Origin of the sequence: Micromonospora sp. NPDC049801 (assembly GCF_040656575.1) — a bacterium.
Classification (GTDB): Bacteria; Actinomycetota; Actinomycetes; order Mycobacteriales; family Micromonosporaceae; genus Micromonospora.
In genome coordinates this window covers 56,427-81,325 of record NZ_JBFAMS010000021.1, presented here as the reverse complement: position 1 = coordinate 81,325, position 24,899 = coordinate 56,427, and the positions used below count along the sequence as shown (strand labels likewise).

Annotated in this window: 16 protein-coding genes and 1 pseudogene; 16 read left to right on the top strand and 1 reads right to left on the bottom strand. The window is 71.2% G+C overall.

Annotated elements, in window-relative coordinates; all coding sequences use genetic code 11:
• The first annotated feature begins 33 nt into the window (after positions 1-33).
• From AB0I89_RS29700 to AB0I89_RS29690, 3 genes and pseudogenes are all read left to right on the top strand, one after another.
• Positions 34-843, top strand: coding sequence for a sugar nucleotide-binding protein (locus AB0I89_RS29700; RefSeq protein ID WP_357133497.1), 810 nt, complete (start codon positions 34-36; stop codon positions 841-843).
• A gap of 64 nt (positions 844-907) precedes the next feature.
• Complete coding sequence (locus AB0I89_RS29695) at positions 908-1,525, top strand: helix-turn-helix domain-containing protein (protein ID WP_357133495.1); 618 nt, start codon at positions 908-910, stop codon at positions 1,523-1,525.
• A 55-nt stretch (positions 1,526-1,580) separates the two neighbouring features.
• A pseudogene (locus AB0I89_RS29690) lies at positions 1,581-2,801 on the top strand (MFS transporter); the annotation flags it as partial.
• A gap of 109 nt (positions 2,802-2,910) precedes the next feature.
• Here the strand turns inward: AB0I89_RS29690 and AB0I89_RS29685 are convergent.
• Positions 2,911-3,651 (bottom strand): N-acetyltransferase, encoded by a 741-nt coding sequence (locus AB0I89_RS29685; RefSeq protein ID WP_357133493.1) that lies wholly within the window; start codon positions 3,649-3,651, stop codon positions 2,911-2,913.
• Positions 3,652-3,942: 291 nt separating this feature from the next.
• Here AB0I89_RS29685 and AB0I89_RS29680 point away from each other — a divergent pair, with 291 nt between their 5' ends.
• The 13 genes from AB0I89_RS29680 (at position 3,943) to AB0I89_RS29620 (ending at position 24,862) form a co-directional block, all read left to right on the top strand.
• Entirely contained in the window at positions 3,943-4,155 is a 213-nt protein-coding gene (locus tag AB0I89_RS29680; RefSeq protein WP_357133491.1) for a hypothetical protein, read from the top strand.
• Between the two features lie 75 nt (positions 4,156-4,230).
• Positions 4,231-5,805 (top strand): replication-associated recombination protein A, encoded by a 1,575-nt coding sequence (locus AB0I89_RS29675; RefSeq protein ID WP_357133489.1) that lies wholly within the window; start codon positions 4,231-4,233, stop codon positions 5,803-5,805.
• A gap of 2,483 nt (positions 5,806-8,288) precedes the next feature.
• A complete protein-coding gene (locus tag AB0I89_RS29670) occupies positions 8,289-8,984 on the top strand; it encodes a hypothetical protein (protein WP_357133527.1) in 696 nt (231 codons plus the stop codon).
• A gap of 139 nt (positions 8,985-9,123) precedes the next feature.
• Entirely contained in the window at positions 9,124-9,588 is a 465-nt protein-coding gene (locus AB0I89_RS29665) for a DUF948 domain-containing protein (RefSeq protein WP_355053620.1), read from the top strand.
• 28 nt (positions 9,589-9,616) lie between these two features.
• Positions 9,617-9,922 carry a hypothetical protein gene (locus tag AB0I89_RS29660; protein ID WP_355053621.1) on the top strand — a complete coding sequence of 102 codons (306 nt, stop codon included), beginning with the start codon at positions 9,617-9,619 and terminating at the stop codon, positions 9,920-9,922.
• Positions 9,919-12,597 carry an alanine--tRNA ligase gene (gene alaS, locus AB0I89_RS29655; RefSeq protein WP_357133486.1) on the top strand — a complete coding sequence of 893 codons (2,679 nt, stop codon included), beginning with the start codon at positions 9,919-9,921 and terminating at the stop codon, positions 12,595-12,597. Before AB0I89_RS29660 ends, alaS begins: the two co-directional genes overlap by 4 nt.
• Before the next feature lie 73 nt (positions 12,598-12,670).
• Positions 12,671-13,129 carry a Holliday junction resolvase RuvX gene (gene ruvX / locus AB0I89_RS29650; protein ID WP_357133484.1) on the top strand — a complete coding sequence of 153 codons (459 nt, stop codon included), beginning with the start codon at positions 12,671-12,673 and terminating at the stop codon, positions 13,127-13,129.
• Positions 13,129-14,346 (top strand): endolytic transglycosylase MltG, encoded by a 1,218-nt coding sequence (gene mltG, locus AB0I89_RS29645; protein ID WP_357133482.1) that lies wholly within the window; start codon positions 13,129-13,131, stop codon positions 14,344-14,346. The genes ruvX and mltG overlap by 1 nt, the downstream gene beginning before the upstream one ends.
• Positions 14,346-15,158 (top strand): shikimate dehydrogenase, encoded by an 813-nt coding sequence (locus tag AB0I89_RS29640; RefSeq protein WP_357133480.1) that lies wholly within the window; start codon positions 14,346-14,348, stop codon positions 15,156-15,158. The genes mltG and AB0I89_RS29640 overlap by 1 nt, the downstream gene beginning before the upstream one ends.
• A 496-nt stretch (positions 15,159-15,654) precedes the next feature.
• The gene (locus AB0I89_RS29635; RefSeq protein WP_357133478.1) at positions 15,655-20,403 is read left to right on the top strand and encodes an RHS repeat-associated core domain-containing protein; all 4,749 of its coding nucleotides are present in this window, start codon (positions 15,655-15,657) and stop codon (positions 20,401-20,403) included.
• 24 nt (positions 20,404-20,427) lie between these two features.
• Positions 20,428-20,769: a hypothetical protein gene (locus tag AB0I89_RS29630; RefSeq protein WP_357133476.1), complete on the top strand. Its 342-nt coding sequence runs from the start codon at positions 20,428-20,430 to the stop codon at positions 20,767-20,769.
• A gap of 229 nt (positions 20,770-20,998) precedes the next feature.
• Positions 20,999-22,699 (top strand): glycosyl hydrolase, encoded by a 1,701-nt coding sequence (locus AB0I89_RS29625; protein WP_357133474.1) that lies wholly within the window; start codon positions 20,999-21,001, stop codon positions 22,697-22,699.
• Positions 22,700-22,894: 195 nt separating this feature from the next.
• A complete protein-coding gene (locus AB0I89_RS29620) occupies positions 22,895-24,862 on the top strand; it encodes a hypothetical protein (protein ID WP_357133472.1) in 1,968 nt (655 codons plus the stop codon).
• Positions 24,863-24,899: the final 37 nt, after the last annotated feature.

Sequence of the window (24,899 nt, the reverse complement as noted above, 5' to 3'; positions counted from 1 at the left end):
CGAACCTCTTGATCAACGGGGGAGTGGGCCGGGATGCGGGTGCTTGTCGTCGGGGGTAGTGGGTTTCTCGGGCGGGAGGTTTGTCGGCGGGGCGTACGCGTGGGGCTTTCGGTCGTCGGGACGTTTCACTCCGGTGAGATCGGGGTGCCGGGGGTCGCGGCGCGGCGGTTGGACGTGACCGACCGCGCCGCCGTGCGCGCGCTGGTCGCCGAGGTGCGGCCGGACGCCGTGGTCGCGACCCCCTACCGGTACGACGACTGGACGGTCACCGCCGACGGTGCCGCCCACGTGGCCCTCGCCGCCGCCCAGGTGGGTGCCCGGCTGGTGCACCTGTCCAGCGACGCGCTGCACGGCGGCCGACCCCAGCCGTACGCCGACGACGTGCCGCCCAGCCCGGTCAACGCGTACGGGGCCGCGAAGGCGGCGGCCGAGACCGCAGTGCGCGCGATCGATCCCGGTGCGGCGCTGGTGCGTACCTCGCTGATCCTGGGGGAGGGCAGCAAACAGATCCAGCTCTGCCGCGACGCGCTCGCCGGGCGGGCCGTCCTGTTCACCGACGAGGTCCGGTGCCCGGTCGACGTCACCGACCTGGCCGACGCCGTGCTGGAGCTGGCCCGATCGTCGTACGCCGGTCTGCTCAACGTGGCCGGTGTCGACGCGGTCAGCCGGGCCGAGCTGGGCCTGCTGGTCGCCGAGCGGTTCGGGCTGGACGCGACAGGACTGAAGACCACCATGGCCGCCGCCGTCGGTGTCGTGCGCCCCAGCGGCGTACGCCTCGACTCCGCCCGCGCCGCCGGCCTGCTGCGGACCCGCCTGCGCGGGGTACGGGAACTCCTCGCTTGACATCGTGCACACTTTCTATGCACAACTCTTGTGCATAGAAAGTGTGCAGAGATAGTGTGCAGTCATGGCGAATGACGAAGCGACCCCGCAGCCGACCCCCCGGGAGGTGCGGATCGACAAGCGGCAGGTCCGGGTGCTCGCGCACCCGCTGCGGATGCGACTGGTCGGTGCCCTGCGGGTGAACGGGCCCGCCACCGCCACCACCCTCGCCGAACTTCTCGGCACCAACACCGGCGCGACCAGCTACCACCTGCGCCAACTCGCCGAGGTCGGGCTGGTCACCGAGGATCCCGACCGGGGCAGCGGACGGCAGCGCTGGTGGCAGGCCGCGCACGACGTCACGAGCTGGGAGCCGAGCGACTTCGACGACGACCCCGACGCCCGTGCCGCTATCGAGTGGATCCAGGGCGACCAGGTGCGCCTCCTCGTCGAACACGCCGACCGCTGGTTCGCCAATCAGCACGAGTGGTCCCCCGCCTGGCGGGACGCCTTTGGCATGGGCGACATCTTCCTGACCGTCCCGCCTGAGCGGCTGGAGGCGCTCAAGGCGGAGGTGTGGCAGGTGCTGGAGCGGTACCACCGCGAGGCCGAGTCGGTCGACGCGGCCGAGCCCGCCGACCCGCAGGCCCGCCCGGTGCAGGTCTTCCTGGCCGCCTATCCGCTGCTGGACGGTCCCAAATGAGCGTGAGGAGTGAGTCGGGTTTGCGAGCCCCGCAGTCGCGAATGGAGGTGACGTCGTGAGCGCGCTCACCGTACGCCAGGTCCGGCGTCGCTACCTCACGCTGTACGGCCTGCGCTGGCTGCCCACGGGCCTGCTGATCCCGGTGCTGATCCTGCTGATGCAGGAGCGCGGCCTGTCGCTGCCGCAGATCGGCCTGGTCAGCACCGCGCAGGGGCTGCTGGTGCTCGCGCTGGAGCTGCCCACCGGTGGATTCGCCGACGCCCTCGGGCGCAAGCCGGTCCTGCTCGCCGCCGGGGTTCTCAACCTCGCCTCCCTCGCGGTGTTCGCGGTGGCCGACTCGTTCGCGCTGTTCTTCCTGGTCTGGGCCCTGCAGGGTGTCTACCGGGCGCTCGACAGCGGCCCCCTGGAGTCCTGGTACGTCGACGCCACGCTGGCCGCCGACCCGCAGGCCGAGTACGAGAAGGGCCTCGGCTATGCCGGCACCGTCGTCGGGATCGCCATCGGCGGCGGGGCCCTGCTCAGCGGCGGACTGGTCGCGCTCGGGCCGCTCGGCCCGGTCAGCGCCCTCACCGTGCCGGTGCTGGCCGCGCTCCTCGCGCAGGCGGTGGCGCTCGGCGCGTTGCTGTTCCTGCTGGTCGAGGAGCGCCCGGCCGCCGGTCTGGCGGCGGTGCGCGCGTCGGTGACGCAGGCCCCCCGCATGATCGGCCAGGCGGTCGGCCTGCTGCGCCGATCCCGGGTACTGCTCGCATTGGTGGCGGTGGAGCTGTTCTGGGGCTTCGGCATGATCACCTTCGAATCGCTGCTGCCGGTCCGGCTCGCCGAGGTGGTCGGCGACCCGGAACGCGCCGCCGCGCTGCTCGGCCCGGCCAGCTCCGCCGCCTGGATCGCCAACGCGGCCGGCGCGGCGCTCACCCCGCTACTGCTGCGCTGGCCCGGGGCGGCGCCGGGCGCGGCCCTGCTGCGCATCCTGCAGGGGGCGACGGTCGTCGGGATGGGACTGCTCGCCGGCCCGGTCGGGGTGCTCGTCGCCTACCTGGCCTGCTACGCCGTGCACGGCGCGTCGAACCCGCTGCACAGTGGCCTGCTGCACCGCCAGGTCGACGGCCCGTACCGCACCAGCGTGCTCTCGCTGAACTCGATGATGGCGCAGCCGGCCGCCGCGCTCGGCGGAGTCGTGCTGACCGCGCTCGCGGCCAGCACCAGCGTGGGTACGGCGATGGTGGTCGGCGCGGTCGTGCTGGCCGTCGCGGCCCCGCTCTACCTGCCCGCCTGGCGGGCCGACCGGCGGGCAACCCCCGTCGCCGAACCGGTCACGATTCCCGTAGCCGCCGATCGATGAGGGGGAGGGGCCGCCGGTCCTGGACGGGTGGCCCCTTCCGGTGCTTTCAGGTGAGGCGGATCGAGGCGAGCGGGAGGGTGTCGGTGAAGCCGAGCCGACGGTAGAGCCGTATCGCGCCGACATTGCTCGGATAGACGCCGAGCCCCACGGTGTCGTAGCGGGCCAGCAGAGCCCGAGTCATCCCGGCGGTAAGCGCCGCGCCAAGGCCGCGACCCCGCTGGTCCGGGGCTACGGTCAGACCGGCGAGGAAACCGATCTCGCCCTGACTGCGATCCGCCCCGCATGCCACCAGCCGGTCGCCGGCGCGGATGCCGTACCAGGCCACCACGCGTGGATCGGTCGGGCGGGAGGTGGTGCTCGGAAACGCCTCGTCGATCAGCGCCTCCATGGCGGGGCGGTCGCTGTCGGTGAGCCTTACGACCCGCTCCTCGTCCGGCTGGAGCGGCGGCGGCGTCGAGGTCCAGTGGAAGACCCAGTCCCGGTGTTCGGTCACCGACAGTCGGTCGGACATTTGTTCGCGGTCGTGCTGGGGCAGGTGCAGCCGCTGGCCCGGGAGCAACGTCCCTCCGGCGACCAGCGCGACACACATCTCGATCGCCGGCTCGGGCGGGCCGATCGCGCAGCCGGCTGACCCGTGCTCGGGCGGCAGCAGCCACAGCACGGCCCCCTCGCGCCGGTAGCCGCGCGCCGACGGGCGGCCGCCGAGCGCGTGTCGGGCGAACGGGTGGTGGCCGGCGGCGGCCAGGATGGCGGCCCGGTCGTGGAGCACCTGGTCGTCGACGATCATGCAGTTCAGCCTAGGTGTCGGCGTACCGGCAACCAAGCCGGGCTGGCGATGCGCCCCGCTCGACGGCCGGTGTGTCGTACCGCGCCGCCAAGATCGTCACAACGTCGGGGATGTTGCTGCTTCAGCGGCGCCGGAGGCAGCGACTTCACCGAAGTTGCGCGACGGGGCCGGAGCGAGGTGAGCGGCGACCGGCCGGTGGGGTACGCATCAGATCCACGGTGGAGATTGGCGGGTCGACCGATTGGGTACATCACGCGCCGACCTACTGGGAACCCCCACCGGAGGACCGATATGCTCGCCATTCTCGCGGCCATCGTCTTTGGCTTCGCCCTGCTGATCGACCTGTTCGACACCAACTTCGGCGCGCCCGACCTGTTCAACTGGAACACCCTCGTACTCATCGGCCTCTTCCTGCTCGCGCTCTACCTGGGCGGCGTCGGCAGCGGGCCGCGCGGCGGTGGTGGCGGTCGCTGGTACCGGGGTCGTCGCCCCGGCCGTGGCTGACCGAGACCGATCAGCGGTGGCCCGGCCCGTAGCGCGATTCCGGCGTCTCGGGTCGGGCCCGGTACTGTCTTCGTGATGGAGTCCGACGCTCTCTTCTCCCTCGGTGCCCCCACCGGGTCGCGTGGCGCGCCCGAGGGTCCCGCCGGTGTAGACGGCTTCACTCCGGTAGCGGACGATTCGCCCCTGCCTGTCCGCATGCGACCCGCGAGCCTGGACGAGCTGATCGGGCAGGACCACCTGCTGGCCCCCGGCGCGCCGCTGCGGCAACTGGTGTCCGGCGGTGCGCCGATGTCGGTCATCCTCTGGGGTCCGCCCGGTAGTGGCAAGACGACCATCGCGCACCTGGTGGCCGGCGCGACCGACCGCCGTTTCGTCGCCATGTCGGCGCTGTCCGCCGGCGTCAAGGACGTCCGCGCGGTGATCGAGACGGCCCGTCGTCAGCGCCGTTCGGGCGGCCCGCAGACGGTGCTGTTCATCGACGAGGTGCACCGGTTCAGCAAGACCCAGCAGGATTCGCTGCTCGCCGCCGTCGAGGACCGGACGGTCACGCTCCTCGCGGCGACCACCGAGAACCCGTACTTCTCGGTCATCTCGCCATTGCTCTCGCGGTGCGTGCTGCTCACCCTGCAACCGCTCGACGACGACGCCGTACGCGGCCTGCTGCGCCGCGCGGTCGCCGACGGGCGCGGCCTGGGCGGCGCGCTCACCCTGGCCACCGATGCCGAGGACCATCTCGTCCGGCTCGCCGCCGGTGACGTCCGCAAGGCGTTGACCGCGCTGGAGGCGGCGGCGGCCTCCGCCACGGCCCTCGGCGCCGGGCGCATCGACCTGGCCACCGCCGAGCAGGCGGTCGACGTGGCGGCGGTGCGGTACGACCGCGACGGCGACGCCCACTACGACGTGATCAGCGCCTTCATCAAGAGCATGCGCGGCTCGGACGTCGACGCCGCCGTGCACTGGCTGGCCCGGATGCTGGTCGCCGGGGAGGACGCCCGGTTCATCGCCCGACGACTCGTCATCTTCGCGAGCGAGGACGTGGGCATGGCCGACCCCACCGCGCTGAGCGTGGCCACCGCCGCCGCGCACGCGGTGGAGTACGTCGGCCTGCCCGAGGTGCAGCTCAACCTGGCCCAGGCCGTGATCCACCTGGCCACCGCGCCGAAGTCGAACTCGGCCACCACCGCGATCGGCGCTGCCATCGCCGACGTACGGGCCGGGCGGGGCGGTCCGGTGCCCCGGGGTCTGCGTGACGCGCACTACGCCGGCGCCCGCGGGTTGGGCCACGGCACCGGATACCGCTACCCGCACGACGACCAGCGCGGCGTGGTCACCCAGCAGTACGTCCCCGACGACCTGGTGGGCGTCGACTACTACCAGCCCGGCCCACACGGGGCGGAACGGTCCGTGGCGACGCGGCTGCCGCTGCTGCGCCGGATCGTGCGCGGGCTGCCGGTGCCGCCGGCCCGCCCGGAAAGTCCGCCCGCGACGGCCGGACCGGCCGCCACGGCCGCGCCGGCCGCCGGGGATTCGGTAACGCCGCAGCCGGGGACGGCGCTTGCTGGTCGGAACGGCCGGGCGGTCACGGGTGTGGATGGTGCCGCTACGACGCAGGACGGCGGCACGAACGCCGCAGGAGAGGGTCAACAGTGAGATCGCGTGGTGCCGACCGCCCCGACGAGGGCCCGGACGAGCGGCGTGATCCCCGCGCCAAGGGCCGCCGCTGGGGTCGAGGCCGAGCCGAGGCCGAGCCGGAGGAGCCGGTAGCCGGCGAGGAGTTCGGCTGGATCGACGACCTGCGTTCGGCCAAGCAGCAACGGGGCGAGCTGGGCCCGGACGGGGTTCCGGTTGAGCCGGTGCCGCCGCGTGCCGGCGTGCCGACGCCCCCGGACGCGCCCCCCGGCCCGCGCCGGCCGGACACCGAGGCCGCCGGGGCGCGCCGAGGTGTCGACGGACCCTGGCCCGGCGAGACGCCCCCGCCCGGTCGTCGCCCGGACGCCCGCCCGCCCGCCGACCGGGCGCCCGTCGAGCGCCCGCGTGAGTCTGGGCCGGCCGGCGTCTCCGGTCCGCCGTCGCCGCGCGGCAACCAGCCAGTTCCCGGCGTCGACCCGCGCGCCGCCGCGGGCCCGCGTACGCCGCCGGCCGTCCGTCCGGGCGGCGGTGACCCGGCCGACCCCCGACCGAGGGGCGGCGCTCCGGCCGGCCCCGCGCGAGCGCGTCCGACCGTCGGGCCGTCCGGCCCGCCGCTGGGGGCACCGGCCGTGGGCGCTGCGACCGGCCCCCGTCCCGAGGTCCCCGCGCCCGCCGGCCGGGCGGAAGCCGCGCCGCCACTGCGCCGGCCCGACGCCGTACCGCCGGGCCGTCGACCCGCGCCCGAGCCGGGCGCGGGCGGCCGGCCGCTCAGCGGTGACGGCCCGCAGCCCGGACGTCGTACGCCCGAACCGGCGCGGCCCGCCGGTGGCGCTGCCCGCTTCGACGGACCCGTGACCGGTGTCGCCCCGCAGGTCGCCGACGGACTGCGACCCGACCCCGCGATCGCCGACGACCCGCGTACGGCCCGGCGTCGTCCCGGGCCGGTCGACCCGGGCGCGCCGGAGCCACCCCGCCCCGCCGGGGGTGGTCACCGTCGTGCCGCCGAACCGGACGAGCCGGCGGTTCCCCGCACGGGCAACGCCCCGCCGCTGCCCGACGCGTCGCCCAGCGGCGCTGTCCCCACCGGCGGCCCGGCCACCGGCGGCCCGGCCACCGACGGCACCGGTCGCCGTCGGGCGGTCCCCGACGAGCAGGACCGACGCGCGGCGACCGGCGGTGAGCCGCAGCCGGAACGCCGGGACCGTCCGGAGCGGCCGGCGGACTGGCTGCGTCAGGCCGGCCGGCTGCCGCACACCGACCCGGGCCTGCCGGTGGTCAACCGTCGAGGGGCCGGCGGGCAGCCTGCGGAGCGGCCCGCCGGCCGCCGTACCGGCCCACCGCCCGCCGGTGACCTGAACGACCGCTCCGGTGCTCCACTCGCCGTACCCGATCCGGCCGCGGAGCGGGCCACCGGCCGCCGGGCCGCCGGGCCGCCCGCCGACCCGGGCGCGGACGCTCCCACCGGCCGCCGGGCCGCCCGCGCCCCGGAAACCACCGGCGAGCACCCGAGCGGTCCCGTGCCGCAGCCGCCGGCCCCGGGGGAGCGCCCGGTCGGCCGTCGGAGTGCTCCGGGCACCGCCCCGGACCCGATCAACCGTCGTCGCCGCCCGTCGGCCGAGCCGGCTGCCGAGGGGCGGCCCGGCCCGGCGGGCGAGCGCGGTGACGACTCGTACGCCGGTCCGCCCGGCGGCGGACGACCCGGGCCCGGCGCGCCCGTGCGCGGCGTCCGTTCCGGCCCACCCGGTGGCCGGGCCCGGCTCGCGCCCGACGACGCGCCGGTCTCCGGCGCCGGCCGCCGTGGGACCGATGGTCCACCCCGGCCCGGCGTGGCCCGCCCCGACGGACCGGCGCGCGCGGCGGTGCCGCCGGGCGCCGGTCCCGACAGCCCGCCCGGTCCACGCGGGGACGGCCCGCCCCGGTCCCGCCCCGAGGGTCCGGGCCGCGCCGCGGTGCCGCGGAACGCCGATGGTCCCGCTCGCGCGGCGACGCCGCCGGGCGTCGGTCCGGACGCCGCGGCCCGCGCCGCTGTCCCACCCGGCGTCGATCCGCAGGGTGCGGCTCGTGCCGGGGTACGACCTGGCGTCGGTCCGGACGCGCCACCCCGACCTGGTACGGCCCGGCCCCGCCCGGATGGTCCGGCTCGCGCGGCGGTCCCGCCGGGCGTCGGTTCAGACGCCGCGCCCCGACCGGATGGCCCGGCGCGTGCCGCCGTCCGCCCCCCGGGCGTCGCCCAGCCACCCGGTGGCGACGTTCGGACGGGCGTCGAGCAAGCCGGCCCCGGATCACCCGCGACCGCGCGTGCCGCCGCCCCACGTCCGGCGGACCGCGCCGCGGGCCGGGCGCTGCCGCCGCCCCGCGAGGGCGGCCGTCCCGAGCCCAGCGGTGTCGCCCCGGTGCCGCCGTCCGGTCGTACCGGCGAACCGGTCGCCCGTGCCGCGGTCGTGCCGCCGGGTGCGGCTGGCCCGGTGGACCGGCCACCGTCCGAACCGGTCGACGGGCCGGCGCTGCGCGCGGCCGGCGACGTCGCCGACGACGAGGACGCGGCCCCGGGCGCCCGCTCCGAGCAGCACCGGCAGTCGCGCGAACGACGCCGGCTGCGGGTCGCCGTCCTGGCGCTGGTCAGCATCGTGCTGCTCGGCGCGGTGCCCCTCTTCTTCGGCCTCCGCACCCTCAGCAGGGACCCGGTGTTCGACAACCTCGACCAGCTCAATGTGCCCTCATGGGCCGCGACGAAGACGGTCGACGACGTCAGCGGCAGCCGTTGGTGCCTGCTCGACTGTCGGCTGCGCGAGCGCACCGTCACCTCCGAGAAGTCGCCGGAGGAGACGGCGAAGGTCTACGAGGAGGCGCTGCGCGGCGATGGTTGGCGGCCGTGGAAGGTGGGCCGCTGCCCCGAGCAGGAGACCAAGGGCAGTTACACGTGCTGGCGTCAGGACGAGTTGACCCTCGACCTGTGGGTGCGCGCGCCGGCCTGCGTACCGCCGCCGGTCGACGGGGAGCCGGCGATCGTGCCGTCCCCCGAGCCGTCGGCCGCTGCGGGGGAGTGCGCCGGCTCGTTGGTGTCGGTGAAGGTGCGCAACGCGATCGACGACGAGCGGACCAGGCCGCAGCCCAGCACCGATCCGTCACTGACCGGGGAGGATCCGTTCCCGACGGTCAGCGGGGATCCGCTGGGCGATGTGACACCCTCACCGTCCTGAGCCGCTCTCCATCACGGACGGTAGGGTCTGGGGCTGGCGGACGCGCCGGCCGGCGACGGTTCGGTGGGTTCGGTGGGCACCACGGTTGTGCGTTCCGGGGACGTCGGGTCCGGCGGAAATCTGCTTGAGGAGGAGACGCGTGGGCGACATTCTGGCGGTCGCGGCGCTGATCGCGGCGAGCGCGTTCGCGGTGCTGGTGCTCATCCTGACGCTGCCGATCCTTCGGCTGCGGCACACGGTGGACGCCACCACCCGGATGATCAACGACCTCAACGACCGGACGGGACCGCTGCTCGGCGACGTCAACACCACGGTGAAGAACGTCAACGTGGCGCTGGAGCAGGTGCAGACCTCGCTCGACGGTGTGAACCTGCAGTTGGCGAAGGTCGACACGATGACCAGCCACGCCCAGAACGTCACCGCCAACGTCGCCAACCTGGCAACGGTGGTCTCCGCCGCGGCCGCGAACCCGCTGGTCAAGGTGGCCGCCTTCGGCTACAGCGTGCGCCGGGCCGCCGCCAGCCGCCGGCACGCCGAGACCGAGCGCGAGGTGCGCGACACCATCAAGCAGCAGCGGCGGGCCGCCCGGCGCGGCAACCGTTGACCGACCCGGCCACAGGAGGTAGCGCGACATGAAGCGGTTGTTCTGGCTCGGCATCGGCGTGGCCGTCGGCGTGGTGGTGGTCCGCAGGGCGACCCGGACCGCGCAGGCGTACACCCCGGCCGGCATCGCCAGCTCGTTGTCGGAATCCGCTGGCAGCCTGGTGGAGTCGGTGCGTAGCTTCGTGGAGGACGTGCGGGTCGGGATGGCCGAGCGCGAGCAGGAGATTCACCAGGCGTTCGTCCAGGGCGAGGCGTTCGACGACCAGTTCGCCGAGCTGCGGGAGTCCCCGCGGATCGGCGATAGAGAGATTTTTCCGGAGGAACACCAGCGATGAAGACGGCGGAGATCAAGCGGCGGTACCTCGCGCACTTCGAGGCGAACGGCCATGCCGTGGTGCCGTCCGCTCCGCTGCCCGCCATCAGCGATCCGAACCTGCTGTTCGTCAACGCCGGCATGGTGCAGTTCGTGCCCTACTTCCTGGGCCAGCAGACCCCGCCGTACCAGCGGGCGGTCAGCGTGCAGAAGTGCATCCGCACCCCGGACATCGACGAGGTCGGCAAGACCAGCCGGCACGGCACGTTCTTCCAGATGAACGGCAACTTCTCCTTCGGCGACTACTTCAAGGCCGGGGCGATTCCCCTGGCGTGGGAGCTGTCCACGAAGCCGATCGCCGAGGGTGGCTACGGGCTTGATCCGGAGCGGATCTGGCCGACCATCTACCTCGATGACGACGAGGCGTACGAGATCTGGCGGTCGGTGGGTGTGCCGGCGGAGCGGATCGTGCGGCGCGGCAAGGCGGACAACTTCTGGTCCATGGGCATCCCCGGACCGTGCGGTCCGTCGTCGGAGCTGTTCTACGACCGCGGCCCGGAGTACGGCGCCGAGGGTGGTCCGGCGGTCGACGAGGACCGGTACATGGAGTACTGGAACCTCGTGTTCATGCAGTTCGAGCGGGGACCGGGCACCAACAAGGAGGACTACCCGATCCTGGGTGACCTGCCGGCGCAGAACATCGACACCGGCATGGGCCTGGAGCGGATGGCCTCGATCCTGCAGGGCGTCGACAACCTGTACGAGATCGACGAGGTACGACCCATCCTCGCCCGGGCGGCCGAGCTGACCGGCAAGCGGTACGGCGCGCACTCCGGGCACGTGGCGAGTGAGTCGCACCCGGACGACGTCCGGCTGCGGGTGGTCGCGGATCACGTGCGCACCGCGCTGATGCTGATCGGCGACGGCGTGACGCCGAGCAACGAGGGCCGCGGGTACGTGCTGCGGCGGATCATGCGTCGGGCGATCCGGTCGATCCGGCTGCTGGGCTGGCAGGACCGGGCGCTGCCCGAACTGCTGCCCGTCGCGCGGGACTGCATGGCCCCCTCGTACCCGGAGCTGGCGACCGACTTCGACCGCATCGCGCAGTACGCGTACGCGGAGGAGGAGGCGTTCCTGTCGACCCTGCGCGCCGGCACGACGATCCTGGACACGGCGATCGCCGAGACCCGTACGGCGGGTGGCACGGCGCTGTCCGGGGCGAAGGCGTTCCAGCTGCACGACACGTACGGCTTCCCGATCGACCTGACCCTGGAGATCGCGGCCGAGCAGGGCCTGAAGGTCGACGACGAGGGCTTCCGCCGGCTGATGGCCGACCAGCGGACCCGGGCCAAGGCGGACGCGCAGGCGCGCAAGACCGGGCACACCGACGTGTCGGCGTACCGGTCGGTGCTCGACGAGGGCGGCCCGGTGACGTTCACCGGCTACAGCGAGGTGGCCCGCGAGTCGCGGGTGCGGGCGCTGCTGGGCTCGGACGGCCCGCGCGCGGCGGCGACCGAGGGTGAGCTGGTCGAGTTGGTGCTCGACACGACCCCGTTCTACGCCGAGGGCGGCGGCCAGCAGCCCGACCACGGCATCATCACGGTCGGCGACGGCCAGGTCGAGGTGCTCGACGTGCAGCAACCGGTGCCGGGCCTGATCGTGCACCGGGCCCGCGTCCTCCGGGGTGAGGTGCACCCCGGCGACACCGGCTACGCCGAGATCGACACCACCCGGCGGCGGGCGATCTCCCGGTCGCACACGGCCACCCACCTGGTGCACCAGACCATGCGCAACTTCCTTGGCGAGTCGGCCACCCAGGCGGGTTCGTTGAACGCGCCGGGCCGGCTGCGGTTCGACTTCAACACCCCGACGGGTGTGTCGCCGACCGTCCTGCGCGACGTGGAGCAGCAGGTCAACGAGGTGTTGCTGGCCGACCTGGAGGTGCACGCCTTCATCACGTCGCTGGACGAGGCGCGGCGGATCGGCGCGATGGCGCTCTTCGGCGAGAAGTACGGCGAGGAGGTGCGGGTCGTCGAGGTGGGCGACTACGCCCGGGAGCTGTGCGGCGGCACGCACGTGGCCCGCTCGGCGCAGCTCGGGCTCGTGAAGATCCTCTCCGAGTCGTCGATCGGCTCCGGCGTACGCCGGGTCGAGGCGCTGGTCGGCATGGACGCGTTCGGCTTCCTGGCCAAGGAGCACCTGCTGGTGTCCCGGCTGGCCGAGCTGTACCGGGTGCCCAACGACCAGGTCGCCGACCGGGTGGAGCAGACGGTCACCCAGCTCCGGGACGCGGAGAAGGAGCTGGAGAAGCTGCGCGCCCAGTTGGTGCTGGGTGGGGCGGGCGCGCTCGCCGCGCAGGCGAAGGACGTGCGCGGGGTGGCGTACGTGGGAACCGAGGCGCCCGAGGGCGCGGCCGGCAACGACGTACGGACCCTCGCCCAGGAGATTCGCGGCAAGATCGACCCGGCGCGGCCGGCGGTGGTCGCCGTGGCGGCCCGGTCGAACGGCAAGGCGTCGTTGGTGGTGGCGGTCAACGCGGCGGCCCGCAGCCGGGGCCTCACCGCGTCGGACCTGGTGAAGGCGGCGTTCTCCGGGCGCGGCGGGGGGAGCCCCGACCTGGCCCAGGGTGGCGGTCTGCCCGCGACCGAGGCACCGAACCTGCTGCTCACCGTCGAGAAGGCGATCACCGAGGCGTGATGGACGGTCAGTTTCGACCAGGGCGGACCGAATGGTCCGCCCTGGTTCGTCGACAGCACAGGGGTGACCCACGGTGAGCGGCTTCACACGGGGAGTTCGCCTCGGTGTGGACGTCGGTCAGGTGCGCGTGGGGGTGTCCCGCTCGGATCCGCACGGGGTGCTGGCCACGCCGCTGGTGACCCTCGCCCGCGATCTCACCGCCGCGCCGGAGGCGGTGCCGAGCGACATTGCCCAGCTCGCGGCGTTGGTAGCCGAGCACGAGGCGGTCGAGGTGGTCGTCGGGCTTCCGATCAATCTGGCCGGCAAACATGGCCCGGCCGCGCTCAGCGTCACGGCGTACGCTGACCGGCTGGTCAATGTGATAGCGCCGGTCCCGGTAACGCTCACCGACGAGAGGATGTCGACCGTGGTCGCTTCTCGTAGGCTTGCCGAGCGTGGCGTTCGTGGCAAGCGTCAACGTGCGGTTGTCGACCAGGCGGCCGCGGTGGAGATCCTGCAGAGCTGGCTGGACGCGCAGCGGAGGCGGACGTAATGATCGACGATCTGGACCTTGGGTTCGACGAGCCGGAGCGGGGTGAGAAGGGACGGCACCGACGCGGCTTCCGCAACAAGCGCAAGGGAGGCTCCGGCGGCGGCCGGGGCAAGACCTTCCTGGCGCTGTTGATGGCCCTGGTCCTGTTGGGCACCATCGGTGGTGGCGCGTACTACGGGTTCGACCGGATCCAGAACTACTTCGTCACGCCCGACTACGACGGTGCCGGCTCGGGCGAGGTGCTGGTCGACGTCAAGGCCGGTGACAGCGCGACCGATGTCGGCGCCACGTTGTACGAGGCCGGTGTGGTCAAGAGCGTCAAGGCCTTCATCGAGGCGGCGGACGGAAACTCGCGTAGCAAGAACCTCCAGGTGGGTCGCTACAAGGTCAAGAAGGAGATGAAGGCGTCCGAGGCCCTGCTCCTGCTGCTCGATCCGAAGAGCCGGGTGGTGAACGGGGTGACCATCCCGGAGGGGATGATCACCTTGGCGATCTATGACGAGCTGGCCAAGGCGACGAAGATTCCGGTCGCCGAGTTCAAGGCCGCCGCGAAGGACCCGGTCAAGCTGGGGGTGCCGGCCTTCTGGTTCAACCGGGGAGACGGCAAGAAGGGGCCGAAGAGCCTGGAGGGCTTCTTGTTCCCGGCGACGTACGAGCTTCCGCCGAAGGCGACGGCCGCGGAGATCCTGTCGCTGATGGTGGACAAGTTCCTCGAGGTGACCGAGCAGATCAAGTTCGTCGACACCGTCCAGGAGAAGCGGGGCATCTCCCCGTACGAAGCCTTGATCGCCGCCTCCATCGCGCAGGCCGAGTCGGTCAACCACGTCGACTTCCCGAAGGTATCCCGGGTGATCTACAACCGGGTGTACACGGACAAGTACCACTGCAAGTGCCTGGAGATCGACAGTGCGATCAACTACTGGTTGCGGTTGCAGGGCAAGGACCCGAAGGACTCCGACGTCCTGAAGGCCAGCGAACTCAACGATCCGAAGAACCCGTACCGCACCCATGGCGCCAACGGCCTGACCATCACGCCGATCAGCAACCCGGGCGAGGACGCGCTCAAGGGCGCGATGGACCCGCCGGTGGGCGACTGGATCTACTTCATGACCGTCGACAAGAAGGGCACGATGGGCTACGGCTCCAACGACGCCGACTTCCGGAACCTGCAGCGACAGATGTGCCGCAACGGCGTGCTCAGCGGCGAGAACTGTTAGTGAGGGCCGCCGTGGTCGGTGCGCCGATCGCGCACTCCCTCTCTCCGGTGATCCACAACGCCGGGTACGCCGCCGCCGGGCTGACCGGGTGGTCGTACACCCGGATCGAGTGCGGGGCGGCGGAGCTGCCGGATCTGGTCGCCGGCCTGGGCCCGGAGTGGGCCGGACTGTCGGTGACCATGCCGGGTAAGGAGGCGGCGCTCGCCGTGGCCGACGCCGCGTCGCCGGTAGCCGTCGCCGTCGGCGCGGCGAACACGTTGGTACGCCGTGCGGACGGCACGTGGTACGCGGACAACACGGACGTCGGTGGCATGGTGGACGTGCTCACCGAGGCCGGGGTGGTGGCCGGCGCGGCGGTGACCGTGCTCGGCGCGGGGGGTACGGCCCGCGCCGCCCTCGCCGCCGCCGCGCGGTTGGCCTGTTCGTCGGTCATCGTGGTGGCCCGTCGGGCCGAGGCGGTGGACGAGTTGCGACCGGTGGCGGCGGCGTTGGGTGTCGCCCTGACCGCCGGCCGTTGGGCCGATGCGCAACGGCACGTCTCGGCCGCCGACGTGGTCGTGTCCACCGTGCCGAAGGGGGTCGCCGATCCGCTGGCCGGCGGTGCGACCTGGCGGCCCGGCGCGGTGTTCTTCGACGCGCTCTACGACCCGTGGCCGACGCCGATGGCGGCGTCCGCCCGCGCGGCCGGCCTGCGGGTGGTGTCCGGACTGGACCTGCTGCTGGCGCAGGCGGTGGGTCAGTTCGAGCAGTTCACTGGCGTGACCGCGCCATTTACGGCGATGCGGGAAGCTCTGGTGGCGGCCCGCCGCTGACAATTGTGGCGGATCAGTGGCGCAATCGCTGGAATTCCGTCGGCCGTGCCGCGATTCGAATTCAGACAGACTTCGGGCGCTGTTCAGGTAGGCGAATGATTGATGCCGGTGGCCCTCGAAAATCGACCTGAGTCCATCCTAGCGGCCGGTGCTCTGGCGCGCTGCCCCGTTGCGGCATCGTGGCGGATTCTCTTCGTCGGTGGTCGGCATTGATGGCGCGTCATCCCTGGTAGAGGTGCGTGTGCAACTCAATGGAGAACCCGCTGGGGATCACCTGCAATCGCGGTGACGGTGACCGATCTGCCCTAGCTGCGACGTATGGGCGTCACTTTATAGACGATTAATCGGGTAGCCGAACTGCTTATCAGGCAACGCAAAGTAATGATTGACGTGCGGCAAGTATCTCTCCTACGGTTCGATCACTGTCGTTTTCGGACTTGGAGGTCCGTAGGTGAGTCATGCCTTTTTCCGAGGTGGAACACGTGCCACTCGACGATTGGCGGTCGCCGCTTCGCTGGCCCTGGTGGCCGGTACGCTGCCGACCCTGACCGGGCCGGCGGTCGCGGCCCCGGTCGCCGCACCAGCGCCGGCGTCAGGTCCCGACACCAGTTGCGCCGACCAGCAGCCCGACGAGGCCGCCGCGGTGGACGCCGCTCGCCGGTGTGCCAAGCGGGTGGAGAACCTCGCCGCCCGCAGCGAGACGCAGGATGTCTTCGTCAACCCCGACGGCACGTCGACCGCCCAGGTCTATGCCGGCCCGATCCGGATGCGGGACGCGGGGGGTCAGCTCGTCCCGATCGACCTCACCATGCGTGCGGAGGCGGATGGTTCGGTCGCACCGGTCGCCCACCCCAACGGTCTCAAGCTTTCCGGCGCGGTGGGCGCGGGCGAGCACGACCTGCTGAGCGTCGGAGTCGGCGCGCACCGGGCCGCGATCGGTTGGACCGGCGCGCTGCCGAAGCCGGTGCTGGCCGCCAACCGCGCGACGTACCCGGAGGTCCGGCCGGGTGTCGACCTCGTGGTCGAGGCCAGCCGTACCGGCGTGCGGCAGTACCTGCTGGTCAAGAACCGGGCCGCCGCCGCCCAGGTGGCGTCGGTGCGGCTGCCGGTACGGGCGAAGGGCCTGGTGACCACCGGCGACGGCGCCGGCGGTCTGCGCTTCGCCGATGACAAGGGCCGCATCGTGGCCACCTCGGCCACCCCGGAGATGTGGGACTCGTCCGTCGACCCGGCCAGCGGCGGCCCGAAGCGGCTGGTCAAGATCGCCGCCAAGCAGACCGCGCGGGCCGGCGCGATGGACCTGGCGCTCACCCCCGACCAGGCGTTCCTCGCGGACCCCGCGACGGTCTACCCGGTGATCGTGGATCCGTCGATCAATCCGGTATCGCCCACCTTCGCGACCTACGTGAAGTCCGACGACACCGTGACCCGCTCGGGTGCGAACGACATCCAGATCGGCAAGGCCTCCGGGGCCAACCCCGGAGTCGCCCGAGGGTTCGTCCACTGGGGCACGAGCGCGCTGCGCGGCAAGCAGATCACCTCGGCCACCGTCTACTTCTGGAACTGGTACTCCACGACCTGCTCCGCGAAGTCCTGGCAGATCTGGTCCACCGGCGCGGCCAGCTCCGGCACGCTCTGGACGAACCAGCCGGCGTGGAACTACCAGGAGGCCTCCTCCACCGCCACCAAGGGTCTGAACAGCACCTGTGACGACGGCTGGGTGAGCATCACCGGCACCAGCTTCTTCCAGCGGGCCGCCACGGCCAACCAGGCCACCGCCTACATGGGGATCCGGGCCACCAGCGAGACCGATCCGGACAGCTGGAAGCAGTTCCGCTCCGACGACGCGGACATCCAGAGCGAGGTTCCGTACGCGGTCGTGAACTACAACAGCTACCCCAACGCGTTGGACCCGACGAAGCTGCAGCCGGGCGACGCGAGCGAGACCGAGACGCGGACGCCGACCATGAAGGGTGTCTTCAGCGACCCGGACGGCGGCAGCGGCCGGGTCGACTTCGAGATCTACGACCGCAGCGGGTCGACGCTGGAGGTCTCCGGTTCCGGCGGCAGCGTCACGAACGGCAGCGAGTCGAGCTGGACGGTGCCGTCCGGTGAACTCGTCGCCAACACCACGTACAAGTGGCGGGCTCGCGGCCACGACGGCAGCGTCGCCGGGCCGTGGTCGAGCTGGCGGTTCATGACCACCTCGGACGGCTCGCCCACCGGTGAGCAGGGCCGGTTCTCCTTCCAGGACCAGGACCTGACCGACCGGTTGCAGCTCAAGGTGAACGTCGCCAACGGCAACCTGCTGCTCAAGGGTACCGACTTCAACATCCGTGGCACCGGCACCGACCTGGTGCTGGACCGCTACTACAACTCCCGGTCGACGGCCACGTCGACGCTTGGTAAGGGCTGGGTGCTCGGCACCGGGCAGGACGTGAAGGTGACGTTCTCCAAGACCGACCACGCCACCGCCGACATCACGTACCAGGCGCCCACGGGCTTCACCGCACGGTTCGTCAACGACGGCACCAACTCCTGGCGGACCCCGCCGAGCCTGGACGCCAAATTGACCCGTAACACCAGCACCGGGGAACTGCGGCTGAAGTTCGACAAGAGCGAGGGCAGCTTCTACTTCGCCGACGCGACCGGCCGGCTGCTGCGCACCCAGGACAAGAACAACAACAAGATCACCTTTGGGTACGACGGCTCGGGGAACGTCACCACCGTCACCGACACCCAGAGCCGGGTGGTGACCCTGTCGTACACCTCGGGTCGGTTGACCTCGATGACCGACTCGACCGGACGCCGGGTGAGCTACACCTACAACTCGGACCAGAACCTGAACACGGTGACCGACACCGCCAACGGCGTCACGGTCTACGAGTACACCGGCGATCGACTTACAAAGATCATCACGCCCGAGGGTCGGGTCACCAACCTCGGCTACGAGCCCGACACCTCCCGGATGCTCGACTACTTCGAGTTGACCAACCCGGGCGGCACGCCGGCCGAGGCACGGTGGCTGCTCACCTACTCCACCGGCAAGACCGAGGTGACCGACCCCAACGGGTACGCCACCGCCTCGACCACCGATGGCATCACCACCCACACCTACGAGACCCGCGACCGGGTCACCGAGGTGAAGGACGCCCTCGGCCACAAGCGGGCCAAGAAGTACAACGCCAACGACAACGTCGAGACCACCACCGACTCGCTGACCAACACCACCACCTTCGGGTACGACGCCAACACCAACAACATGACGTCGGTCGGCATCGCCACCGGGGCGAAGTCCACGATGTCCTACAACGACACCTCGCACCCGAACTCGGTGAGCGGGTCGACGGATCCCCAGGGCAACACCAACGCCTACTCCTACGACGCCGCGGGCAACAAGACCGGCACCGAGAGCTCGCAGTATCCGGGGCAGAAGATCGACGAGGCGGAGCACAACTCGAACGGTACGGTCAAGTGGCGCGAGGACGGCAAGGACGTCCGCACCAACTACACCTACGACGCCAAGGGCAATCTGACCCTGGTGGACAACCCGGGCCCGCTGGGGGACATCACCATCCTGCCGGACGCGCTGTCGCGCATGCTCGAACACACGGACGGCAAGGGTCAGAAGACCCAGTACGTCTACGACCAGCTGGACCGGGTCGACAAGATCACCTTTAAGGGCGCCGTCGTCGTCGACTACACCTACGACAAGGACGGCAACCTCACCCAGGTGGCCGATCCGACCGGTGCCACGACGTTCGGCTACGACAGGTTCGGCCGACCCAGCAGCAAGTCCGTGCCCGGGGCGACGCCGATCGGGTACGAGTACGACCGTAACGGGAACATGACGAAGTACACCGACGGCGGCGGCTCGGTCACCTATGGCTACAACGCCGTGAACCTGGTGACGTCGCTGCGGGAGCCGGGTGCGTCCACCGCGGTGACCTTCACCTACGACGAGAACAACCGGCGGCGGTTCATGTACCTGCCGACGTCACCGCGGATCACCGTGGAGATGAAGTACGACAAGTCCGGCCGGCAAACCTCGATCACGGCGACCAACGACAGCACGTCGGCGAAGCTGTCCTCCTTCACCTACGACTACAGCAAGACGGTCAACGGGGTCACGACCGACACCGCCCAGCGGCAGAAGGTCACCGACCTGTCGGGAACGACGACGTACACCTACGACAAGCTGAACCGTCTGACGGGTGCGTCGGGTGCGCTGTCGCGCAGCTACGACTACGACGAGAACTTCAACCGCACCTCCAAGACGGAGAGCGGCACCACCACGTCGTACAGCTACAACGACGCCCACCAGTTGACGTCTGCGGCCTCGACGACGTACTCGTACGACGCCAACGGCAACACCACCGGCTCGTCGTCGGGCTGGGCGTTCTCCTACAACACGGTGAACAACCAGACCACCTCGATCACCAAGCCGGGCGGGACGGCGTTGACTCCGCTCACCTACGGCGGCGCGGACCAGACCGAGCGGCGGGGCGCGGGCTCGACCACGTACGTCAGCTCGGCCCTGGGCGTCGCCTCGGCGAAGGCCCCGGCGGGCTCCGGTGGCACGGTGACCGCGAACTCGACGGACCCCGCGCCGGGGACCACCGACTACTACACCCGGGACAACACCGGTTCGCTGATCGGTTTGCGGGCCAACGGGGTGCGGTACTACTACCTCGTCGACGGCCTCGGCTCGGTGGTGGGTCTGGTGAACGGAAGCGCTGCGAAGGTCAACTCCTACAGCTACGACCCGTACGGCATCCAGCTGTCGGCGTCGCAGCAGGTGTCGAACCCCTGGCGGTACGCGTCCGGTCACCTCGACGGCGCGACCGGTCTGACCAAGTTCGGTGCCCGCTACTACGACCCGGGTCTGGGTCGGTTCACCCAGCGGGACCCGTCCGGTAAGGACCTGGCGTACAGCTACGCGTCCTGCAACCCGGCCAACAACACCGACCCCACCGGACTTGCGACCGACGCGGAGGCCAACGACGCCTTCGCATTGATCGGCGGGGCCATCGCGGGTGTAGCGATCGGTGGGTTTGCGTCAACCCTCGGCGCGCCGGTGCTAGCCGCGTGGGCCATCGGAGGGTGTGCTGCTGGCGCAGTCGGTACGCTCATCTCCCAAAAGGGCGAGTCAACATGGAGTGGCGTCGCGCTGAACTGCTTCGCGGGTGCCGTAGGCGGGCTGATCGGCGGGGTTTTCTCCAAAGGCGCGAGAGCTCTCTTCTGATGATCCCTTCCGCCGGAGGTCTTGATGTCGGTCCTGGTGCTCCTCGCCATAGGTGCCCTCAGCGTCCTGGTGCTGATTGCCGCGCTCGGGTACGGCTCGCTCGGTTGGCCCATCGTGGCGGTCATGGCCCTGTTGGCTGTGGTCGTGGTCGTCCAGGTGTGGCGGAGAGTCCGCTCCGGTGTGTTGCGGCCGCAGGGAAGTGGCGGGCAGTATCTGCTGCTGGGCGGCTTGGTTACGGCCGTGTGGCTGGTGGGAGCGGTCTTGTACCTCACCTCCGACCTCTCGGTGCCGCTCTACGCACTGGCGTTGCTCCTCGTCCCGTGCGTGACCTTCCTGATCGCGGGGCTACGGCAACGCCGTAGTTGACGATCGGGACCTCCAGCCGCCGTTGCCCGGCTGACACGATTTGGTGACGCCCAGGAGCGGGGTGGGTGGGGCTCGAGATCGGAGTCCCACCCACCTGCCCGGCGGACCGCCCCGGTGTCTTTCTTAGCTCACGGTTAAGACGCGCTTACGGAAAACTGTCCTACCGACGGTGTGCCCTGGTCATCGATACGCTGCTCACGGTTATCGCACCAGACACAGGGAGTTCTCCTTGACCAGGCACGGACTACACCGCATCACCCGGTTCCGCAACGGCCCCCGGCGCAAGGCGATCGCCATCGGCGTCGTCGGCGGCTCGGTGGTGGCCGGCATCGTGGCGACCATGATGCCCCTGTTGGCCAGCGACGACCTGTCGATCCGCGCGGTGGCGGACACCACCGCGACGATCGTCTCGCAGGACGGTGACAACTCCACCAAGGGGACCCTGGCGACCTGCCCGGCGCGCTGCGACGGAAACCCGCGCGGTGGCCGGGAGGCGGTCGTCGAGTTCGCGGTGACCACGCTTCCCGCCGCCGCCGTCAACGTCCGGGCGACCCTGCGCATGAACACCTGGCAGCAGTTCGCCGCCACGGTGACCGCGCACGCCTCGTCGGTGAGCGCCCGCGAGGCGCGACCGGCCCCGGCGAAGGCGGGAACCGTGTTGGACTCGGTGACCGGTGTGGCCAAGGGCGTCAACGAGTGGGACGTCTCCAAGCTGGTCACCGGAAACGGCACCTGGACGGTGTCGCTGGCCCAGACCGGCCTGGAGACCCGCGTCTACTGGGCGTCGGTCGAGAACCGCAACGCCGACCTGCGGCCCAGCCTGGTGATCAGCTACGACCTGGGTAGCGGGCCGACGTCGGCGCCGACCACCCGACCCGCGCCGACGCCCACGGTCGCGCCGACCACCGCCGCGCCCCGGCCCACGCCGACGGTCGCGCCGACCCGTACGCCGACCCCGACCCAGAGCCCCACCCTCCCGTCCGGCAAGTGCGGCCAGGTGTCCGACACGCTGGTGCCCTCCTGCGGCGCCTGGTGGGGGATGTACTCACCCGCCAACGCCGGCAGCGGCTGGGACCACGGCAAGGCGATCACCGACGTGGAGGCCCAGGTCGGGCGCAAGTTCGACATCGTGCACCGCTACCACGACTTCTCCAACGCCGGCAGCAACGGCGCGTTCCCGGACGACTACGAGCAGGACCAGATGCGCCAGGGCCGGCTGATGTTCTTCGCCTGGGAGTCGCGCGACTTCTCCGCCGGTACGACGCTGAAGTGGTCCGACATCTACAGCGGCCGACAGGACGCCACCATCGACGCGGTCGCCGGTCGCATCCGGGCCGCCAAGGTGCCGGTGTTCATGGGCTTCGACCACGAGCCGGAGGACGAGCCGGGCAAGGGTAGCGACGCCGACTTCGTCCGCGCCTGGAAGTACGTGTACGAGCGGTTCGCCAAGGCGGGCGCGGACAACGCCGTCTGGGTGTGGACGATGATGGGCTGGTCCGGGCACTACTCGCGGTACGCCGGTCTCTACCCCGGCGACCGGTACGTCGACTGGGTCGCCTACGACCCGTACAACTTCCACGTCTGCAACGGCAGCACCGTGTGGAAGAGCCCGAGCACGACGATCGGCGGCTTCTACGACTGGCTCGACGAGAACGGCATCGGCGCGGGCAAGCCCCGGATGCTCGCCGAGTTCGGCACGAACTTCGACGCCAAGGACCCGGGCGCGAAGCAGCGCTGGTTCCAGGAGTTCCCGGCGGCCCTGAAGGCGCACCCGAAGATCAAGGCCGCCATCTACTTCAATTCGCCGGGCATGACGACCCGCACGGCGACCTGTGACATGACGATGAACCACGACGCCTCCGCCGTGGCCGGGTTCAGCCAGGCCGGCAAGGACGCGTACCTGCGGCAGCCCACCGGAGGGAGCCGCTGAAACGTGTGACCACACTGTGAACACAGCCGCCGTTCATCGGAGATTCACCAGCTGATCTTCCGGCGTTCTGTCGGCTAGCAGATTCACGCACCGCCCAATCGGCGGATGCGCCTACCAGGCTGGGCGAGGCACGCTACCTCGGGTTCTCATCCATCTTGGAGGCGTAGCGTGCCCACACTCTCGCACTCATGGCGTTTGTCAGGACGACGTCGTACCCGGGCGGGGGTGGTCGCGCTGGCGGTCCTCGCCGCGGTGCTCAGCGCCCCCACGGCCTCCTCGGCGGCGGTGGTGCCGGTCCCCGGGACCGCGACCCTGGTGTCCGCGAATCCCACCGACCTCACCCCGCACGCCCGCGACGGTGAGACCCGCGCCTTCGCGCAGGTCGGCAACACCGTGTTCGTCGGCGGCAGCTTCACCCAGCTTCGGCAGACCGCCACGTCCGCGTGGATCACCCAGCGTTACCTCTTCGCGTACGACCGCACCACGGGCGCGATGTCCACCAGCTTCCTGCCGGTGCTCGACGGCGCGGTCAACACGCTGCTGGCGGGGCCCGGCGGCACGCTGATCGTCGGCGGCGCCTTCAAGAACGTCAACGGGGTCTCCCGCAAGAACCTGGTCGCGTTGAACCCGAGCACCGGCGAGATCATCGACAGTTGGGTGGGCCGCTCCGACGGCGGCACCGTCCGGGATCTGGCGCTGTCGGGCAACTGGCTCTACGTGGCCGGCGCGTTCAACTGGCTCAACGGCACCGCACACGCCGGTCTCGGCCGGCTGAACGCGACCACCGGGGCGATCGACCCGACCTTCTCCGTCGACGCCACCGTCGGACGGCACGGCACCACCTCGTACGTCTGGACCATCGACGTCACTCCGGACGGCAACACCCTGGCCGTCGGCGGCAACTTCACGCTCCTCAACGATCTGCCGCGTAACCAGATCGCGCTCGTCGACGTGTCCGGCACTCCGGCGGTGCTGGACTGGAGCAGCGAGAAGTACGTCGCGCCGTGCGCCGCCCCGACGACCTTCGTGCACTACGTGCAGGACATCAAGTTCGGCGAGGACGGCACCTGGTTCGTGGTCGGCAGCAACGGCGGCACCGGCTGGCCGAGCGCGTACTGCGACGCGCTGGTCCGGTTCGAGACCGCAGCCCGGGGCACCGGCCAGCTGGGCACCTGGGTCGACTTCACCGGCAACGACACCATCACCTCGGTCGAGGTGGCCGACAACGTCATCTACCTGGGCGGGCACTTCCGCTGGTTGAACAACCCGAACGCCAGCGACAACGCCGGCCCCGGCGCGATCGACCGGCTCGGTATCGGCGCGGTCACCCCGGCCACGGGTCTGCCGGTGAACTGGAACCCGCGGCGCAGCGGCAGCGCCTCGATGCCGTCCGGCACCACCGCCTGGGGTTCGGCGGTGCCGGTGCTCTGGCGCGGCTCGGACGGTCTCTACTTCGGCCACAACTCGGACGGCATGGGCGAGGAGTACCACGGGCGGCTCGGCATGTTCCCGCTCGCCGGCGGTCGCACCTTCACGGCGAAGAACCCGCCGAGTGGCAGCAGTGGCAACCTCTACCTGGGCACCGGCGCGGGTGAAGTGTCGAAGGTGCCGTTCGACGGCGTGACGTTGGGTACCGCCACCACCGTCAGTCAGCCGGCCTACACCGCGTCCGGCGCCACCTGGCGGGTGGACGACCGGATCTACTGGTCGCACACGGTGGCGGGTACGCCCACCGGCAGCCGGATCGATGTCTCGCTGTTCAACGGCGGCGCGATCGGTTCGTCGTGGGAGGCGTCCGGCTACAACGACTGGTTCAACCCGGCGAACCTCACCGGCGCCTTCTACCTCGACGGCCGGCTCTACTACACCCGTACCGGCGCCAACAGCCTCTACTACCGCTACTTCGAGATCGACGGCAGCTACCTCGGCGCGACCGAGTTTGCGCTGCCGACGAGTGGTGTCACCTGGTCGGGCGTGCGTGGCATGGCCTGGGTGGACGGTCGGATCGTCTACGGTGCCACAGACGGCGGGTTGCGCAGCGTCCCGTTCGACCCGACGGCCGCGCCGACCGCGGTGGTCAACGGCACGGCGACGACGCTCATCGCCGCAGCGACGCCGGAGTTGTCGTGGTCTGTCCCCTCAATGTTCTTCTCCGTGCAGTGATGGTCGACCGTTCGTAACGGAGGATCGGTAGATTGTT

Bases quoted from the DNA above. Each gene is read 5' to 3' on its own strand.
- AB0I89_RS29700 (WP_357133497.1), top strand. From the start codon at position 34: ATGCGGGTGCTTGTCGTCGGGGGTAGTGGGTTTCTCGGGCGGGAGGTT.
- AB0I89_RS29695 (WP_357133495.1), top strand. From the start codon at position 908: ATGGCGAATGACGAAGCGACCCCGCAGCCGACCCCCCGGGAGGTGCGG.
- AB0I89_RS29685 (WP_357133493.1), bottom strand. From the start codon at position 3,651: ATGATCGTCGACGACCAGGTGCTCCACGACCGGGCCGCCATCCTGGCC.
- AB0I89_RS29680 (WP_357133491.1), top strand. From the start codon at position 3,943: ATGCTCGCCATTCTCGCGGCCATCGTCTTTGGCTTCGCCCTGCTGATC.
- AB0I89_RS29675 (WP_357133489.1), top strand. From the start codon at position 4,231: ATGGAGTCCGACGCTCTCTTCTCCCTCGGTGCCCCCACCGGGTCGCGT.
- AB0I89_RS29660 (WP_355053621.1), top strand. From the start codon at position 9,617: ATGAAGCGGTTGTTCTGGCTCGGCATCGGCGTGGCCGTCGGCGTGGTG.
- alaS (WP_357133486.1), top strand. From the start codon at position 9,919: ATGAAGACGGCGGAGATCAAGCGGCGGTACCTCGCGCACTTCGAGGCG.
- mltG (WP_357133482.1), top strand. From the start codon at position 13,129: ATGATCGACGATCTGGACCTTGGGTTCGACGAGCCGGAGCGGGGTGAG.
- AB0I89_RS29630 (WP_357133476.1), top strand. From the start codon at position 20,428: ATGTCGGTCCTGGTGCTCCTCGCCATAGGTGCCCTCAGCGTCCTGGTG.